The organism is Streptomyces sp. CNH287, assembly GCF_000424825.1.
In genome coordinates, this window is record NZ_KE384251.1 from 92,586 (window position 1) to 108,400 (window position 15,815).

Here is a 15,815-nt window from a genome sequence, read left to right on the forward strand (position 1 = left end):
GCGGTCCCTCAGGCGGTGACGACGCGGGAGGCCGTACGGGTGCCCGGGCTGGACTCCGCGAGTGCGGCGGTCAGCGCCTCGCCCGCGGTGGCGAGCGCGTCGTCGGTCATCGGGGCCAGCGCGTCGAGGATGAACACCGCGCGGGTCGTCCCGTGCGTGAGGCGCGTACGGACGCACTGGCGCCAGTTCCAGCGGCGGCAGGTGACGCCCGCGTCGTCCCGCCAGACGACCTCGCCAGGCCGCGGGTTCTCCACCGCCGCCTCGCCGCCCGCGGTGACCTCGAAGGGCTCCATGCCGTCCGCGCGGACCAGGCGCGCCGGGCCCGCGTAGTGGTCCAGGTCCTCACCGCCCAGCGGCAGGACGTGGGCGACGGAGACCGCGTTGTAGAGGTCGGTCAGCCGGTCGATCCGGGGCAGCCCCGCGTCCAGCCGCCGCAGCAGCGCCTCCACGCTGGGCCGGGTGCGCTGGGGCTTCGCGCCGAAGGCGCGGAACGCCTCGCGCCAGGCCGCGACGTGCGGGTGGGCCGCCGGGTCGGTGTCCGCGAACCGCTCGCGCGCCTGCCGTTCGGCGTCCGCGAGCAGCCGCTCGCTGGTCTCGTCACCTGGTCCGGGCCGCAGGCCGTCGGCGACGACGAGCAGCGCGCGGTAATCCGGGCGCAGCTCACGGACGGCGGGGTCGACGGTGGCCGAATCCAGCCACCTCTTGTTCTCGGCGTGCACGGTTCTCCCCCAGGGGTCGGCTTCGCGGACGGTTCACTTCCATAAACTGTGCCGTCGACCCTAATGCACTTGCCCGCCACCTCAACCGAGGGGCGCCGCCACCGGGCCCAGGGTCTCGACGGCCTTCACCAGCGGCGCCAGCTCCGGGTCCCGCGCCGCCTCGTCCAGGGCCTCGCGCAGCACCGCGTTGTTCGTCGGACGGGCTTCCGCCAGCAGCCGCGACCCGGCGGGGCTGACGTCGGTGTAGATGCCGCGCCGGTCGGTGGGGCACAGGTAGCGCGACAGCAGGCCGCGCTCCTCGAGGCGGGTGACGAGCCGGGTCGTGGCGCTCTGACTCAGCACCACGGCCGCAGCGACCTGCCGCATCTGGAGGTGGCCGCCCTCGCCGTCGTGCTGGCGGCTGAGCACGTCCAGCAGTGAGTACTCGCGCACACTCAGGCCGTGCCGGTCCTGGAGGGCCCGCTCGACGCGGGACTCGATCCGCCCATGGAGCAGCGACAGGGCGCACCAGCCCTGGGCCAGAGCGGTCATGGCCGGATCTGTGGCGGTCATCGGACACCTCCTGCGGCGGATACGACGGGTGCGGCGCACCCGGCGGACACGGCGAGCGAGCGGCGGCGGTCACCGCCCGGCGTGACGCACGCACCACTATAGCGCGCTTGCAATTAACCCGCGTATGCAATTATTGTTGGCGACTGCAAAACGCTCACGCCTGCTATTCATCCACCTCCTCCGCTCCAGGGAGAGCCCCCCTCATGCCTCTCGCGCTCCTGGCCCTCGCCCTCGGGGCCTTCGGCATCGGCACCACCGAGTTCGTGATCATGGGCCTGCTGCCCGAGGTCGCCGCGGACTTCGGCGTCTCGGTGCCCACCGCGGGCTTCCTCGTCACCGGCTACGCCCTCGGCGTCGTACTCGGCGCACCGCTGCTGACCGCGCTGGGCACCCGGGTCTCCCGCACCCGCATGCTGACGCTGCTGATGGGCCTCTTCGTCCTCGGCAACCTCGTCTCCGCGCTCGCCCCCTCCTTCGGCCTCCTGCTGACCGGCCGCGTGATCGCCTCACTGGCGCACGGTGCCTTCTTCGGCATCGGCGCCGTGGTCGCCACCAGCCTGGTCGCACCGGAGAAGAAGGCCGGAGCCCTCTCGATGATGTTCACCGGGCTCACCGTGGCGAACGTCGTCGGCGTCCCGCTGGGCACCTTCGTCGGCCAGACCGCGGGCTGGCGGACGACCTTCTTCCTGGTGGCCGCCCTCGGGGTGCTCGGCCTGGCCGGCATCGCCCGGCTCGTACCGGACGCCCCCAAGCCCGAGGGCGTACGGCTGCGGCACGAGGTGGCGGCCCTGCGCAACGTGCAGGTACTGCTGGCCATGGCCATGACCGTGCTGGGCTTCGGCGGAGTGTTCGCCGCGATCACCTACATCGCCCCGATGATGACCCGCACCACCGGCTTCGCCGAGTCCTCGGTCAGCTGGCTGCTGGTGCTCTTCGGCCTCGGCATGGTGGGCGGCAACCTGATCGGCGGGAAGCTCGCGGACCGCAGGCTCATGCCGATGCTCTACGCCGCGCTCGGCGCGCTGGCCCTGGTGCTGGCACTCTTCCCGCTGACAGCGCACGACAAGTCGGCTGCGGCGGTCACCCTCTTCCTGGTCGGCGCGCTCGGCTTCGCGACCGTCCCGCCGCTCCAGAAGCGCGTACTGGACCACGCCTCGGGCGCCCCGACCCTCGCCTCGGCCGTCAACATCGGCGCCTTCAACCTGGGCAACGCGCTCGCCGCCTGGCTCGGCGGGCTCGTCATCGCGGCGGGCTTCGGCTACACCGCACCCCACTGGGTCGGCGCGCTCCTCGCCACCTCGGCTCTCCTGCTCGCACTCGTCTCCGGCGCACTGGAACGAGGCAGCCGCCGCCCCTCCCCCGTGATCACCGCCCCGCGCGCCACCACCCGCTCAGCGCACTGAGCGAGCACCACCGTCCGACGCGAACTCCGCGCCGGACGGAGGCAGAATCCAAGGCATCACCACACATACAAGACAGACCACGTGAAAGGTACAGAATCCCATGAACTCCGTCCCGGGCCTCACCCTGAACAACGGTGTCACCATGCCGCAGCTCGGCTACGGCGTCTTCCAGATCCCCGAGGAGGAGACCACCACCGCCGTCGCCGAGGCCCTGGCGGCCGGCTACCGCAGCCCTCGACCGCGATCTGCGCACCGGGCCGGACCCGGACTCCTTCAACTGACCGTGCCAGGAGGTCACTCAGCGGGAGAGGCGGAAACGGCGACCGGGGCGCCCTCCGTCACACCCGGGGCCTCGTCCGGCGCCGTGGCCGCGATGATCTCCTCCAGCCGGTCGCGGGCGACCAGCAGGTCGGCGACGGCGGTGGTGATCCGCTCGCGCTCCTCGTACAGATCGGGAAGCATGCCGGTGCAGAGCGGCGCCAGACCCGCCCCCTCGTCGGCCATGCAGGGCAGCAGCTCGGCGATCCTGGTGGTGCTGAGCCCGACGGCGAGCAGGATGCGGATGCCCCGGACGGTCTCCACGTCCTCCTCCGCGTACTCGCGGTACCCACTGGAGCGCCGCGACGGATGCAGCAGGCCCTGTTCCTCGTAGTAGCGCAGCAGCCGCTCGCTCACGCCGGTACGCCGGGAGAACTCACCTATCCGCATGTGACGACCACCACATTCCGTTGACTCTCACATCGATGTGAAAGTCTACCTTTCGCGTATGACTACTCAAGAAACCGCAGCTCAGAAGCGCTCATCCGCATCCACCCCCGCACCCGTCAGCGTCATCGGCCTCGGCCCCATGGGCTTGGCGCTCGCCCAGGCGTATCTGAGCCAGGGCCACCCCACCACGGTCTGGAACCGCTCCCCCGGCAAGGCCGACCCGCTCGTCGCCAAGGGCGCCACCCGCGCCGCGAGTGTGGCCGAGGCGGTGTCGGCCAGCCCGCTGCTGGTCGTCTGCGTCAAGGACTACGACGCGATGTACGCGATCTTCGGTGCGGACTCGTCCGGCCTGTCCGGAAAGACCGTGGTGAACCTCAGTTCGGGCACGCCCCAGCACACGCACGAGGCTGCGGCCTGGGCCACCGAGCACGGTGTCGACTACCTGGGCGGCGTGGTCATGGTCCCGCCCCCGGCCGTCGGACACCCCGACTCCGTGTTCTTCTACAGCGGCTCGCAGGACGTCTTCGACACCCACCAGGCCACGCTCGCCACGCTGGGCAAGCCCACCTACCTCGGTGCCGAGCCGAGCCTGGCGGTGGTCTACAACACGGCGCTGCTCGGCCTGATGTACTCGACGCTCAACGGCTTCCTGCACGCCGCCGCACTGGTCGGCACGACCGGCGTCCCGGCCGAGCAGTTCGCGAAGCTGGCGGCCGAGTGGTTCCTGCCGTCCGTGGTGATCAGCGACCTCGACACGCTCGCACGCGGGATCGACCAGCGGGACTACCCCGGCGACCTGGGCCCCATGGCAATGAACCTGACCGCGATCGAGCACGTCCTGCACACCAGCCGCGAACAGGGCGTGGACACCGAACATCCGCGCCAGATGAAGGAGTTGGTCGAGCGGGCGATCGCGGCGGGGTACGGCGAGAACAACTACATGGCGGTCGTCGAGGTGCTCCGGCAGTCGAACGGGGACTCCGGGGAGCGGTGACCACCCGGCGGTGAGGCGCTATCTTCGTCGCGTAGCTGTGCGTGCACGCCGCGTGAGGGGGGAGAGCCGATGCCGACGGCCCGGATCAACGGCACGACGGTGGCCTACGCGGACACCGGCCCCCCGCCCGGACGGCCGGACGCGGCCACCGTCGTGTTCGGGCACGGCCTGCTGTTCGGCGGCTGGATGTTCCGCGCGCAGGTCGCCGCGCTGCGTGCGGAGTACCGGTGCGTGACGGTGGACTGGCGCGGCCAGGGCGAGACACCCGCGCCGGCCGACGGGTACGACATGGACACCCTCACAGGTGACGCCGTGGCGCTCATCGGGAAGCTGGGCGTCGCGCCGGTGCACTTCGTCGGACTGTCGATGGGCGGCTTCGTCGGGCAGCGGATCGCCGCCCGGCAGGGCGGGCTGCTGCGCTCACTGACCCTGCTGGGCACCAGCGCCGACGGCGAGGAGCCCGGACGCTCCCGCGAGTACAAGGTGCTGGCGGCGGTCTACCGGCTCCTGGGCCCCGTCGGCCCGGTGATGGACCGGACGCTGCCGCTGATGTTCAGCCCGGCGTCCCTGTCCGCGCCGGGGCACGCGGCCCTGCGCGCGGAGTGGATCGACCGGCTCCGGCGCTCCGCCCGGCCGGGCATCCGCCGGGCCGTGCGGGGCGTAGCGGACCGGACACCCGTCCACGCGGAGCTGGCGCGGATCGCGGTGCCGACCCTGGTGATCGTCGGCGCGGACGACGCGGCCACGCCGCCGGCACGGGCCGAGCGGATCGCGGCCGGGATCGCCGGAGCACGGCTGGAGACGGTGCCGGACTGCGGGCACAGCAGCACGCTGGAGCAGCCGGAGACGATCAGCGGCCTCCTCCGCGACTTCCTGGCGTCCGTCCCGTCCTGACCTCAGAACTCCCCGGCGAGCACGCCGGTACGGGGAGCCGATCGTGCGCCGGTACGGCCACCCGGTGGCCGCGTGCGCACACGTTCTCCAGGGAACGCGCGTCAGGCGCCGCCCATCCGCTCCGTCAGGATGCGCTGCAGCTCACGGGCCGCGCGGGGCGGGGAGACGTCGCCACGGTGGGCCACCGAGATCGTACGGTGCAGGCCGGGCGCGGTGAAGGGCGTCGTCCGCAGGCCGGAGCGGGCGGCGACCATGCCGGGGACCACCGCCACACCCAGGCCCGCGCGTACGAAGCCGAGCACCGCGTCCATCTCGCCGCCCTCCACCCCGAGCAGCGGCTCGAACCCGGCGGCGCGGCACTCCGCGAAGATGAGGTCCCGCAGGTCGTAGCCGTGCCGGAACATCGCCAGCGGACGGCCCCGCAGGTCCGCGATGCGCAGGCGCGCCCGCCGCACCGGCGGCGGCGCGTTCGGGGAGGAGACCACGACCAGCTCCTCCCGCAGCAGCTCGAAGGTGGTCAGCGCGGGGGCCTGGGCCACCAGTGGGGTGATGATCAGCGCGAGGTCCAGCTCGCCCGCCGCCAGCACCCGCACCAGGTCCTGCGACCCGTCCTCGTGGACGGCCAGGTCGACGCCCGGATAGCTGTCGCGGAAGGCGCGCAGCACGTCCGGCACCATGCTGGCGCACAGGCTGGGCGGCGCCCCCAGCCGCACCCGGCCCCGGCGCAGCTGCGCGACCTCCTGCACCTCGCGGCGGGCGGTCTCGGTGTCGGCGAGGATGCGGCGGGCCAGTGGGAGCAGGGCCTCGCCCGCGTCGGTCAGCGAGATGTGGCCGCGCGCCCGGTGGAACAGCTCGGCGCCCAGCTCCCGCTCCAGGGCCCGGATCTGCTGGGAGAGCGAGGGCTGCGCGACGTGCTCGCGCTGCGCGGCGCGGGTGAAGTGGCGGGTGTCCGCGACGGCCGTGAAGTAGCGGAGCTGGTGCAGCTGCATACCGGCCAGGATAGATCAGAATAGGCAGCAGCTATCGAAATCAGCTGTTCTATGTCTTGGACTGATGCACGGCCGGGTCCCTAACGTCTGCCGCATGGCACTGGCGACTCGGACGGACCGGCGGCCGTCACTCGTGACGATCGCGTGGCGCTCCACGGTGGGCAAGAAGGCGGTGATGGCCGTCAGCGGGCTGGTCATGCTGCTGTACCTGGTCGGCCACCTGCTGGGGAACCTCAAGGTCTTCTTCGGCCCGGACGACATGAACGGCTACGCGCACTGGCTGCGCACCATCGGCGAACCCTTCCTCAAGCACGGCTGGTTCGTGTGGCTCGTCCGCTTCGGGCTGATCGCCGCCGTCGTGGCGCACGGCGTCTCCGCGTACCAGCTCAGCCGCCGCGACCTGGCCGCGCGCCCGGTCAAGTACGCGCACCAGCGGCGGCGGGCCAGCTACGCGACGCGCACCATGCGGTGGGGCGGGGTGATCCTCGCGCTGTTCGTCGTGTGGCACCTGCTGGACCTGACGACCGGCACGGTCAATCCGCGCGGCCAGGCGGGGCACCCGTACGAGAACATCGTGGCCACCTTCAGCACCTGGTACGGGAACGTCATCTACATCGTGGCGGTGCTCGCGGTCGGGCTGCACGTGCGGCACGGCTTCTGGAGCGCGGCCCAGACGCTAGGGGCGAACCGCGCGGGGCGCGACCGGGTGCTCAAGGCGACCGCCAACGGTCTCGCGCTGGTGCTCACCGCCGGGTTCCTCTCCATACCGATCGGCGTGATGACAGGAGTCGTGAGCTGAGATGGCCGCCGAGACCGAGCACGTGCAGGACACCGGGCACACGGAACCCACCGGGCACACGGAACGCACGGACTACGCCGACTACCGCGTGGGCGAGCCGCTCGTGGACACCAAGGCGCCCGACGGGCCCGTGGCCGAGCGCTGGAAGCGCCGCCGCTTCGAGGCGAAGCTGGTCAACCCGGCCAACCGCCGCAAGCACACCGTGATCGTGGTGGGCACCGGCCTGGCGGGCGGCGCGGCGGGCGCCTCGCTGGCCGAACAGGGCTACCACGTCGTGCAGTTCTGCTACCAGGACTCGCCGCGCCGGGCCCACTCCATCGCCGCGCAGGGCGGCATCAACGCGGCGAAGAACTACCGCAACGACGGCGACTCCGTGCACCGCCTCTTCTACGACACCGTCAAGGGCGGCGACTTCCGCTCCCGCGAGTCGAACGTGCACCGGCTCGCCGAGGTGTCGGTGGAGATCATCGACCAGTGCGTGGCCCAGGGCGTGCCGTTCGCCCGCGAGTACGGCGGGCTGCTGGACACCCGCTCCTTCGGCGGCGTGCAGGTCTCCCGCACCTTCTACGCGCGCGGCCAGACCGGGCAGCAGCTGCTGCTGGGCGCCTACCAGGCGCTGTCGCGGCAGATCGCCGCCGGGAGCGTGGAGATGCACCCGCGCACCGAGATGCTCGACCTGCTCGTCGTCGACGGGCGGGCGCGCGGCATCGTCGCCCGCGACCTGGTCACCGGCCGGGTGGACACCTATCTGGCCGACGCGGTGGTACTGGCCACCGGCGGCTACGGCAACGTCTTCTACCTGTCCACCAACGCCAAGAACTCCAACGCCAGCGCCGTCTGGCGGGCCCACCGGCGCGGGGCGCACTTCGCCAACCCCTGCTTCACCCAGATCCACCCCACCTGCATCCCGCGTGCCGGGGACCACCAGTCGAAACTGACGCTGATGAGCGAGTCCCTGCGCAACGACGGGCGGATCTGGGTGCCCAAGGCGGCGGGCGACGCCCGGAAGCCGTCCGAGATCCCGGAGGAGGAGCGGGACTACTACCTGGAGCGGCAGTACCCGGCCTTCGGCAACCTCGTCCCGCGCGACATCGCCTCCCGCGCCGCGAAGAACGTCTGCGACCAGGGGCGCGGCGTCGGCCCCGGCGGGCAGGGCGTCTATCTCGACTTCGCCGACGCCCTCGCGCGGCTGGGCCGGGCCGCTGTGGAGGCCAAGTACGGCAACCTCTTCGAGATGTACGAGCGGATCACCGCCGAGAACCCGTACGAGGTCCCGATGCGGATCTATCCGGCCATCCACTACACGATGGGCGGCCTGTGGGTGGACTACGACCTCCAGACCACCGTGCCCGGCCTCTTCGCCGTCGGCGAGGCCAACTTCTCCGACCACGGCGCCAACCGCCTCGGCGCCTCCGCCCTGATGCAGGGCCTGGCGGACGGCTACTTCGTCCTCCCCGCCACCCTCAACGACTACCTGGCCCGGCACCCGCACGAGCCCGTGCCCGCCGACCATCCGGCGGTGCAGGAGACGGTGCACGCCGTCACCGACCGGCTCTACCAGCTGCTGTCCAACCAGGGCGACCGCACGCCCGACTCCTTCCACCGCGAGCTGGGCGAACTCCTGTGGGACGAGTGCGGCATGGCCCGCAACGAGGCGGGGCTGCGCAAGGCGCTGGCGCGCATCCCGGAGCTGCGCGAGGAGTTCTGGCGGCGCGTACGGGTGCCCGGCGGCGGCGAGCAGCTCAACCAGTCGCTGGAGAAGGCCAACCGGGTCGCGGACCACCTGGAGCTGGCCGAGCTGATGTGCCTGGACGCGCTGCACCGCACCGAGTCCTGCGGCGGACACTTCCGCGAGGAGAGCCGCACCCAGGGCGGCGAGGCGGAGCGCCGGGACGAGGAGTTCTCCTACGTCGCCGCCTGGGAGTTCACCGGCACCGGCACCGCGCCCGTCCTGCACCGCGAACAGCTCACCTTCGAGTACGTACACCCCACCCAGCGGAGCTACACGTGAACCTTCACCTGCGCGTCTGGCGCCAGGCCGGGCCCGACGACGACGGCGCGATGGCCTCGTACGACATCGAGGGCATCAGCCCGGACATGTCGTTCCTGGAGATGCTCGACACCCTCAACGAGGAGCTGGCCGAGCGCGGCGAGGAGCCGGTCGCCTTCGACCACGACTGCCGCGAGGGCATCTGCGGGGCCTGCGGCATGGTCATCAACGGGCAGGCGCACGGCCCGGAGCGGACCACCGCCTGCCAGCTGCACATGCGGCACTTCGCCGACGGCGACACGATCGACGTCGAGCCCTGGCGGGCGGCGGCCTTCCCGGTGGTGCGGGACCTGGTGGTGGACCGTTCGGCGTTCGACCGGATCATCGGCTCCGGCGGGTACGTGAGCGTGCCGACCGGCAGCGCCCCGGAGGCGCACGCCACGCCGGTGCCCAAGGCCGACGCCGACCGGGCGTTCGAGCACGCCGAGTGCATCGGCTGCGGGGCGTGCGTGGCGGCCTGCCCCAACGGGTCGGCGATGCTCTTCACCTCCGCCAAGGTCGTCCACCTGGGCTCGCTGCCGCAGGGCGCGCCGGAGCGGGAGGACCGGGTGCTCTCGATGGTCGGGCAGATGGACGCCGAGGGCTTCGGCGGCTGCACCAACACCGGCGAGTGCGCGGTGGCCTGCCCCAAGGGCATCCCGCTGCCGTCGATCGCGGCGATGAACAGCGAGTACCTGCGCGCGGTCCGCAAGGGCCGCCGCTGAGCCACGCGGCACCGGCGGCCGGGTACCCGGCCCGGCCGCACGCTCAGCGGACCGGGTGGCCCGCCGCGCGCAGGGTGTCCTTGACCTCGGGGATGCGCAGGTCCCCGAAGTGGAAGACGGACGCGGCCAGTACGGCGTCCGCGCCCGCCTCGACGGCCGGCGGGAAGTCGGACAGCCGCCCCGCGCCGCCGGAGGCGATCACCGGAACGGTGACGTGCTTGCGGACGGCGGCAATCATCTCGGTGTCGTACCCCGCCTTGGTGCCGTCCGCGTCCATCGAGTTGAGCAGGATCTCGCCCGCGCCCAGCTCGGCGGCGCGCAGCGCCCACTCGACGGCGTCGACGCCGGTGCCGCGCCGCCCGCCGTGCGTGGTGACCTCGAAGCCGGAGGGGGTGGCCGGGGCGCCGTCCGCGCTGCGCCGGGCGTCCACCGAGAGCACCAGCACCTGGCTGCCGAACCGCTGCGCGATCTCCCGGATCAGCTCGGGGCGGGCGAGGGCGGCGGTGTTGACGCCGACCTTGTCCGCGCCCGCGCGCAGCAGCTTGTCGACGTCGCCGGGGCTGCGCACCCCGCCGCCGACAGTCAGCGGGATGAAGACCTGCTCGGCGGTACGGCGCACCACGTCGTAGGTGGTGCTGCGGTCGGCGGAGGAGGCGGTGATGTCGAGGAAGGTCAGCTCGTCCGCGCCCTCCGCGTCGTACACCCTGGCCATCTCGACCGGGTCGCCCGCGTCGCGCAGGTTCTGGAAGTTGACGCCCTTGACGACCCGGCCGCCGTCCACGTCCAGGCAGGGGATGACTCGTACGGCCAGGGACATGCGCGTCAGGCTCCTCGGTACGCTTCTACTTCTACTTCGACCACGATGCGGGAGTCCACGAACCCGGAGACGACGACCACCGTGGCCGCCGGACGCACGGAGTCGAACAGCTCCTTGTGCGCCCGCGCCACGTCGTCCACGTCGCGGGCGTGCGTGAGGTACATCCGGGTGCGGATCACCGCGTCGGCGCCGAGCCCGAACTCACCCAGCGCCTGGAGGGCGTTGGCGAAGGCGGCCTTCGCCTGGTCGTAGGGGGTGCCCTCGCCCTGCGGGGCGCCGCCGCTGAGCGGGGTGGCACCGGAGACCAGCACGCGGTCCCCGGCGGCGACCGCGTGGGCGCAGCCGAGGGTGTCCTCCCAGGGGCTCTCCGACTGCACGCGCGTGACAGGGGTACCAGGAGTGCTGGTCATGGGGCAACGGCCTCCAAAGCCTCTTCCAGGGTGAACGCACGGGCGTAGAGGGCCTTGCCGACGATCGCGCCCTCGACGCCCTCCGGTACCAGGGTGGCGATCGCCCGCAGATCGTCAAGGGAGGAGACGCCGCCGGAGGCGACCACGGGACGGTCGGTGGCCGCGCAGACGTTCCGCAGCAGCTCCAGGTTCGGGCCCTGGAGGGTGCCGTCCTTCTGGATGTCGGTGACGACGTAGCGCGCGCAGCCCTCGGTGTCCAGGCGCGCCAGGGTCTCGTAGAGGTCGCCGCCGTCGCGGGTCCAGCCGCGGCCGCGCAGCGTGGTGCCGCGTACGTCCAGCCCGACGGCGATGCGGTCGCCGTGCTCCGCGATGATCTTGGCGACCCACTCGGGGCTCTCCAGCGCGGCGGTGCCCAGGTTGACCCGGGTGCATCCGGTGGCCAGGGCGGCGGCCAGGGAGGCGTCGTCCCGAATGCCGCCGGACAGCTCCACCTTGATGTCCATCGCGGCGGTCACCTCCGCGATCGCCTTCCGGTTGTCGCCGGTGCCGAACGCCGCGTCGAGGTCGACCAGATGCAGCCACTCGGCGCCCGAGCGCTGCCAGCCCAGGGCTGCCTGGAGCGGGTCACCGTAGGAGGTCTCGGAACCGGACTCGCCGTGCACGAGCCGGACGGCCTGGCCGTCGCGGACGTCGACGGCGGGGAGCAGTTCGAGGGGGGCGTGGGGCATCAGAGAGTCTCGATCCAGTTGGTCAGCAGCTGCGCTCCGGCGTCGCCGGACTTCTCGGGGTGGAACTGGGTGGCCCACAGCGGCCCGTTCTCCACGGCGGCGACGAACGGGCCGCCGTGCGTGGTCCAGCTGACGACGGGCGCGGCCATCGCGGCGTGGGTGGCCTCCAGCTCCCAGTCGTGGACCGCGTAGGAGTGCACGAAGTAGTAGCGGCTGTCGACGGGCAGGCCCGCGAAGAGCCGGGAGCCCTCGGGCGCCGCCACGGTGTTCCAGCCCATGTGCGGGACGGCGTGCTCGGCGTCCGCCCGCAGCGGGCCCACCGTGCCCGGCCACTCGGCCAGGCCCTCGGTCTCCGCCCCGTGCTCGACGCCGCGGGCGAAGAGGATCTGCATGCCGACGCAGATGCCCAGCACCGGGCGCCCGCCCGCGAGGCGGCGCTCGACGATCCACTCGCCGCGCACCTCGCGCAGGCCCGCCATGCAGGCGGCGAAGGCGCCGACGCCGGGGACGAGCAGTCCGTCCGCCGCCATCGCCCGGTCGTAGTCGCGGGTGATCTCGACCTCGGCGCCCGCGCGGGCGAGGGCGCGTTCGGCCGAACGGACGTTGCCGAAGCCGTAGTCGAGGACGACGACGCGCCTGGTACGCCGGCCGCCGGCCGCGGTCACGGCCGTCACGTCCAGACCGAGAGGCGCATGACGCCGCCCAGCAGCGCCATGAAGGAGGCGAAGCCGAGCAGTACGACGACGCCCTTGGGCAGCTGCTGCTTCCAGAAGGAGATGGCCCCGCCGAGGAAGAACAGCCCGACGAAGATCAGGAGTGTCGTCAGCCCGGTCACAGCGCGCCCTTCGTCGACGGGATGCCCGTCTGGCGCGGGTCGATCTGCGAGGCGTACCGCAGCGCGCGGGCGAGGGCCTTGAACTGGCACTCGACGATGTGGTGCGCGTTGCGCCCGTACGGCACGTGGACGTGCAGCGCGATCTGGGCCTGGGCGACGAAGGACTCCAGGATGTGCCGGGTCATCGTCGTGTCGTACTCCGGTCCGATCATCGGGGCCATGCCGTCCGGCTCGCTGTGTACGAGGTAGGGGCGGCCGGAGAGGTCGACGGTCACCTGGGCGAGGGACTCGTCCAGCGGCACCGAGGCGTCCGCGAAGCGGACGATGCCGCGCTTGTCCCCGAGCGCCTGCCGGAAGGCGGCGCCCAGCGCGAGCGCGGTGTCCTCGATCGTGTGGTGGCTGTCGATGTGCAGGTCGCCGTCGGTCTTGACGCTGAGGTCGAAGAGCCCGTGCCGCCCGAGCTGGTCGAGCATGTGGTCGAAGAAGCCGACCCCTGTCGAGACGTCGACCTTCCCGGTGCCGTCGAGGTTGATCTCGACGACGACCGAGGTCTCCTTCGTGGTGCGCTCGGCGCGGCCTGTGCGGGTCATGCTGCGGTCTCCTTCGTGGAAGCTGTCGGCAGCTTCATGAGCTTGCGTACCGCGTCCAGGAACGCGTCGTTCTCCGCCGGGGTGCCCGCGGAGACGCGGAGCCGGCCGGGCACGCCGTTGTCCCGGACCAGCACGCCCTGGTCGAGCAGGAACTGCCAGGCGGCGTGCGCGTCCTGGAAGCGGCCGAACTGGACGAAGTTGGCGTCCGAGGCGGTCACCTCGCAGCCCGCCGCGCGCAACTCCGCAACCAGGCGGTCGCGTTCGGACTTGAGCTGTTCGACATAGGCGAGCAGCGTATCGGTGTACTCCAGCGCGGCCAGCGCGGTGGCCTGGGTGACCGCCGAGAGGTGGTACGGCAGCCGCACCAGCTGGACGGCGTCGACCACGGCCGGGTCGGCGGCGAGGTAGCCCAGCCGCAGCCCGGCCGCGCCGAACGCCTTGGACATCGTGCGCGAGAGCACCAGGCGGGGGCGGCCCTCGATCAGCGGCAGCAGCGAGGGGCCGTGGCTGAACTCGCCGTACGCCTCGTCGATCACCACCATCGACGGCTTCGCCGCCTGCGCCGCCGCGTACAGCGCGCGGACCGTCCCGGCGTCCACGGCGGTGCCGGTGGGGTTGTTGGGCGAGCAGACGAAGACCACGTCGGGCCGGCGCTCGGCGATCAGGCGCTCGGCCGCCTCGACGTCGACGGTGAAGTCCTCACGCCGCGGCCCGGAGATCCAGCCCGTGCCGGTGCCGCGCGCGATGAGCGCGTGCATGGAGTACGACGGCTCGAAGCCCAGCGCGGTGCGGCCGGGGCCGCCGAACGCCTGGAGCAGCTGCTGGAGCACCTCGTTGGAGCCGTTGGCCGCCCAGACCTGGCACGGCTCCACCGCCAGGCCCGCCGTACGGCTGAGGTAGCGCGCCAGCTCGGTGCGCAGCTCGACGGCGTCCCGGTCCGGGTAGCGGTTGAGCGTACGGGCGGCCTCGGCCACGCGCTCGGCGATGCGGGCCACCAGCGGCTCGGGCAGCGGGTACGGGTTCTCGTTGGTGTTGAGGCGGACGGGGACGTCCAGCTGGGGCGCGCCGTAGGGGGACTTGCCGCGCAGCTCCTCCCGTACGGGCAGGTCGTCGCGCGCGGTGCTCTGGGCACGGAGTTCGCCGGTCACTTAGCGCGGTACCTTCCCGTCGAACCTGGCGGTCAGGGCCGCCCCGTGCGCGGGCAGGTCCTCCGCCTCGGCCAGCGCCACCACGTGGTGGGTGACCTCGGCGAGCGCCTCCCGCGAGTAGTCCACGACGTGGATGCCGCGCAGGAAGGACTGGACGGACAGCCCGCCGGAGTGGCAGGCGCAGCCGCCGGTGGGCAGCACGTGGTTGGACCCGGCGCAGTAGTCGCCCAGCGAGACCGGCGCGAAGGCGCCCACGAACACCGCGCCCGCGTTGCGCACCCGGGCGGCCACCGCCGCCGCGTCCGCCGTCTGGATCTCCAGGTGCTCGGCCGCGTACGCGTCGACCACCGCGAGACCCTGCTCCACGTCCTCGACCAGGACGATGCCGGACTGCCGCCCGGCCAGCGCCTCGGTGATCCGCTCCCGGTGCCGGGTGGCGGCCACCTGGATCTTCAGCTGGCCCTCGACCGCGTCCGCGAGCGCCTCCGAGGGGGTCACCAGGACGGCGGCGGCGAGCGTGTCGTGCTCGGCCTGGCTGATCAGGTCGGCCGCGACGTGCACCGGGTCCGCCGTGTCGTCGGCCAGGATGGCGATCTCGGTCGGACCGGCCTCGGCGTCGATGCCGATGCGGCCCTTGAGCAGTCGCTTGGCCGCCGTCACGTAGACGTTCCCCGGGCCGGTGACCAGCTGGACGGGGGCGCACTCCTCGGTGCCGTACGCGAACATGGCGACGGCCTGCGCGCCGCCCGCCGCGTACACCTCGCGCACGCCGAGCAGCTCGCAGGCGGCCAGGATCGTGGGGTTGGGCAGGCCCGCCCAGTACGAACCCTCGGCCGCCCGCTGCGGCGGCGAGGAGACCGCCAGCGACGGGACGCCGGCCTCCTGCGCGGGCACGACGTTCATCACGACGGAGGACGGGTAGACGGCCTGGCCGCCGGGCACGTACAGCCCCACGCGCTCGACGGGCACCCACCGCTCGGTGACCGTACCGCCGGGCACGACGCGCACCTGGGCGTCCGTACGCCGCTGCTCGCGGTGCACGATACGGGCCCGCCGCACGGACTCCTCCAGCGCGGCGCGCACCTCGGGCGCCAGCTCGGCCAGCGCGCGGCTCAGCGCCTCGGCGGGGACCCGGACCCGCTCCAGCACGCAGCCGTCGAAGCGCTCGGCGTACTCGATCAGTGCCGCCGTGCCGCGATGGCGCACGTCGTCGCAGATGGGCCGCACCTTCTCCAGGGCGGCTTCGACGTCGAACTCGGCACGCGGCAGCAGGTCGCGGTCGATTCCGCCGCCGGCTCCGGGCGCGCCTGGCGCACCGGAGGGGACAGAACCCCGCAGATCGATTCGGGAGATCACGCGGTCCATTCTCGCAGACCGGGCGGGACGGGCCGCCGTCCGTATCACTGGGTGATACACGTCCGTACCGGGACCGTCGCCACTGGCGTTCAACCCGTCACGGAGGGGTAAGGGACCGT

At 72.6% G+C, this 15,815-nt stretch carries 18 protein-coding genes and 1 pseudogene; 7 read left to right on the forward strand and 12 right to left on the reverse strand.

The window, feature by feature from the left end; all coding sequences use genetic code 11:
• Window positions 1-8 precede the first annotated feature (8 nt).
• Together H299_RS0124070 and H299_RS0124075 are read right to left on the reverse strand one after the other, a co-directional pair.
• Complete coding sequence (locus H299_RS0124070; protein ID WP_027750484.1) at window positions 9-719, reverse strand: phenylalanine--tRNA ligase beta subunit-related protein; 711 nt, start codon at window positions 717-719, stop codon at window positions 9-11.
• Between the two features lie 81 nt (window positions 720-800).
• Entirely contained in the window at window positions 801-1,271 is a 471-nt protein-coding gene (locus tag H299_RS0124075; RefSeq protein WP_027750485.1) for a MarR family transcriptional regulator, read from the reverse strand.
• A 203-nt stretch (window positions 1,272-1,474) separates the two neighbouring features.
• Here H299_RS0124075 and H299_RS0124080 point away from each other — a divergent pair, with 203 nt between their 5' ends.
• Window positions 1,475-2,674: an MFS transporter gene (locus tag H299_RS0124080; protein WP_027750486.1), complete on the forward strand. Its 1,200-nt coding sequence runs from the start codon at window positions 1,475-1,477 to the stop codon at window positions 2,672-2,674.
• Window positions 2,675-2,774: 100 nt separating this feature from the next.
• Window positions 2,775-2,906, forward strand: a pseudogene (locus H299_RS40635) (aldo/keto reductase); the annotation flags it as partial.
• Between the two features lie 62 nt (window positions 2,907-2,968).
• On the opposite strand, the gene H299_RS0124085 reads toward H299_RS40635, so the two are convergent.
• Complete coding sequence (locus H299_RS0124085) at window positions 2,969-3,382, reverse strand: MerR family transcriptional regulator (protein WP_027750487.1); 414 nt, start codon at window positions 3,380-3,382, stop codon at window positions 2,969-2,971.
• Window positions 3,383-3,440: 58 nt separating this feature from the next.
• On the opposite strand from H299_RS0124085, the gene H299_RS0124090 reads away from it, so the two are divergent.
• The gene (locus H299_RS0124090) at window positions 3,441-4,376 is read left to right on the forward strand and encodes an imine reductase family protein (protein WP_051262797.1); all 936 of its coding nucleotides are present in this window, start codon (window positions 3,441-3,443) and stop codon (window positions 4,374-4,376) included.
• Between the two features lie 69 nt (window positions 4,377-4,445).
• Window positions 4,446-5,270, forward strand: coding sequence for an alpha/beta fold hydrolase (locus H299_RS0124095; RefSeq protein ID WP_027750489.1), 825 nt, complete (start codon window positions 4,446-4,448; stop codon window positions 5,268-5,270).
• Between the two features lie 101 nt (window positions 5,271-5,371).
• Here H299_RS0124095 and H299_RS0124100 read toward each other — a convergent pair whose 3' ends face one another.
• Window positions 5,372-6,259, reverse strand: a complete 888-nt coding sequence (locus H299_RS0124100) for a LysR substrate-binding domain-containing protein (protein WP_027750490.1) — start codon at window positions 6,257-6,259, stop codon at window positions 5,372-5,374.
• 94 nt (window positions 6,260-6,353) lie between these two features.
• Between H299_RS0124100 and H299_RS0124105 the strand changes: the two genes are divergently transcribed.
• From H299_RS0124105 to H299_RS0124115, 3 genes are read left to right on the forward strand one after another with little or no spacing between them, the layout of a single operon-like run.
• Window positions 6,354-7,058 (forward strand): succinate dehydrogenase cytochrome b subunit, encoded by a 705-nt coding sequence (locus H299_RS0124105; RefSeq protein ID WP_027750491.1) that lies wholly within the window; start codon window positions 6,354-6,356, stop codon window positions 7,056-7,058.
• Between the two features lies 1 nt (window position 7,059).
• Window positions 7,060-9,069: a fumarate reductase/succinate dehydrogenase flavoprotein subunit gene (locus H299_RS0124110; RefSeq protein ID WP_078513006.1), complete on the forward strand. Its 2,010-nt coding sequence runs from the start codon at window positions 7,060-7,062 to the stop codon at window positions 9,067-9,069.
• Window positions 9,066-9,812 carry a succinate dehydrogenase/fumarate reductase iron-sulfur subunit gene (locus H299_RS0124115; protein WP_027750493.1) on the forward strand — a complete coding sequence of 249 codons (747 nt, stop codon included), beginning with the start codon at window positions 9,066-9,068 and terminating at the stop codon, window positions 9,810-9,812. Before H299_RS0124110 ends, H299_RS0124115 begins: the two co-directional genes overlap by 4 nt.
• A gap of 43 nt (window positions 9,813-9,855) precedes the next feature.
• Here the strand turns inward: H299_RS0124115 and hisF are convergent, their stop codons facing one another.
• From hisF to hisD, 8 genes are read right to left on the reverse strand one after another with little or no spacing between them, the layout of a single operon-like run.
• Window positions 9,856-10,629 carry an imidazole glycerol phosphate synthase subunit HisF gene (gene hisF, locus H299_RS0124120; RefSeq protein ID WP_027750494.1) on the reverse strand — a complete coding sequence of 258 codons (774 nt, stop codon included), beginning with the start codon at window positions 10,627-10,629 and terminating at the stop codon, window positions 9,856-9,858.
• Between the two features lie 5 nt (window positions 10,630-10,634).
• Window positions 10,635-11,039 carry a Rid family hydrolase gene (locus tag H299_RS0124125; protein ID WP_027750495.1) on the reverse strand — a complete coding sequence of 135 codons (405 nt, stop codon included), beginning with the start codon at window positions 11,037-11,039 and terminating at the stop codon, window positions 10,635-10,637.
• Window positions 11,036-11,767 (reverse strand): bifunctional 1-(5-phosphoribosyl)-5-((5-phosphoribosylamino)methylideneamino)imidazole-4-carboxamide isomerase/phosphoribosylanthranilate isomerase PriA, encoded by a 732-nt coding sequence (gene priA / locus H299_RS0124130; protein ID WP_037760472.1) that lies wholly within the window; start codon window positions 11,765-11,767, stop codon window positions 11,036-11,038. The genes H299_RS0124125 and priA overlap by 4 nt, the downstream gene beginning before the upstream one ends.
• The gene (gene hisH, locus H299_RS0124135) at window positions 11,767-12,432 is read right to left on the reverse strand and encodes an imidazole glycerol phosphate synthase subunit HisH (protein ID WP_027750497.1); all 666 of its coding nucleotides are present in this window, start codon (window positions 12,430-12,432) and stop codon (window positions 11,767-11,769) included. Before hisH ends, priA begins: the two co-directional genes overlap by 1 nt.
• Window positions 12,433-12,437: 5 nt before the next feature.
• Entirely contained in the window at window positions 12,438-12,602 is a 165-nt protein-coding gene (locus tag H299_RS40010; RefSeq protein ID WP_027750498.1) for a hypothetical protein, read from the reverse strand.
• Window positions 12,599-13,192, reverse strand: a complete 594-nt coding sequence (hisB, locus tag H299_RS0124145; protein ID WP_027750499.1) for an imidazoleglycerol-phosphate dehydratase HisB — start codon at window positions 13,190-13,192, stop codon at window positions 12,599-12,601. The genes H299_RS40010 and hisB overlap by 4 nt, the downstream gene beginning before the upstream one ends.
• Window positions 13,189-14,340, reverse strand: a complete 1,152-nt coding sequence (locus H299_RS0124150; RefSeq protein ID WP_037760475.1) for a histidinol-phosphate transaminase — start codon at window positions 14,338-14,340, stop codon at window positions 13,189-13,191. The genes hisB and H299_RS0124150 overlap by 4 nt, the downstream gene beginning before the upstream one ends.
• Window positions 14,341-15,696: a histidinol dehydrogenase gene (gene hisD / locus H299_RS0124155; RefSeq protein WP_027750501.1), complete on the reverse strand. Its 1,356-nt coding sequence runs from the start codon at window positions 15,694-15,696 to the stop codon at window positions 14,341-14,343.
• Window positions 15,697-15,815 lie beyond the last annotated feature (119 nt).

Excerpts from the sequence above, each read along its gene's own strand:
- H299_RS0124075 (WP_027750485.1), bottom strand. The coding sequence starts at position 1,271 with ATGACCGCCACAGATCCGGCCATGACCGCTCTGGCCCAGGGCTGGTGC.
- H299_RS0124080 (WP_027750486.1), top strand. The coding sequence starts at position 1,475 with ATGCCTCTCGCGCTCCTGGCCCTCGCCCTCGGGGCCTTCGGCATCGGC.
- H299_RS0124085 (WP_027750487.1), bottom strand. The coding sequence starts at position 3,382 with ATGCGGATAGGTGAGTTCTCCCGGCGTACCGGCGTGAGCGAGCGGCTG.
- H299_RS0124090 (WP_051262797.1), top strand. The coding sequence starts at position 3,441 with ATGACTACTCAAGAAACCGCAGCTCAGAAGCGCTCATCCGCATCCACC.
- H299_RS0124095 (WP_027750489.1), top strand. The coding sequence starts at position 4,446 with ATGCCGACGGCCCGGATCAACGGCACGACGGTGGCCTACGCGGACACC.
- H299_RS0124100 (WP_027750490.1), bottom strand. The coding sequence starts at position 6,259 with ATGCAGCTGCACCAGCTCCGCTACTTCACGGCCGTCGCGGACACCCGC.
- H299_RS0124105 (WP_027750491.1), top strand. The coding sequence starts at position 6,354 with ATGGCACTGGCGACTCGGACGGACCGGCGGCCGTCACTCGTGACGATC.
- H299_RS0124110 (WP_078513006.1), top strand. The coding sequence starts at position 7,060 with ATGGCCGCCGAGACCGAGCACGTGCAGGACACCGGGCACACGGAACCC.
- hisF (WP_027750494.1), bottom strand. The coding sequence starts at position 10,629 with ATGTCCCTGGCCGTACGAGTCATCCCCTGCCTGGACGTGGACGGCGGC.
- H299_RS0124125 (WP_027750495.1), bottom strand. The coding sequence starts at position 11,039 with ATGACCAGCACTCCTGGTACCCCTGTCACGCGCGTGCAGTCGGAGAGC.
- priA (WP_037760472.1), bottom strand. The coding sequence starts at position 11,767 with ATGCCCCACGCCCCCCTCGAACTGCTCCCCGCCGTCGACGTCCGCGAC.
- hisB (WP_027750499.1), bottom strand. The coding sequence starts at position 13,192 with ATGACCCGCACAGGCCGCGCCGAGCGCACCACGAAGGAGACCTCGGTC.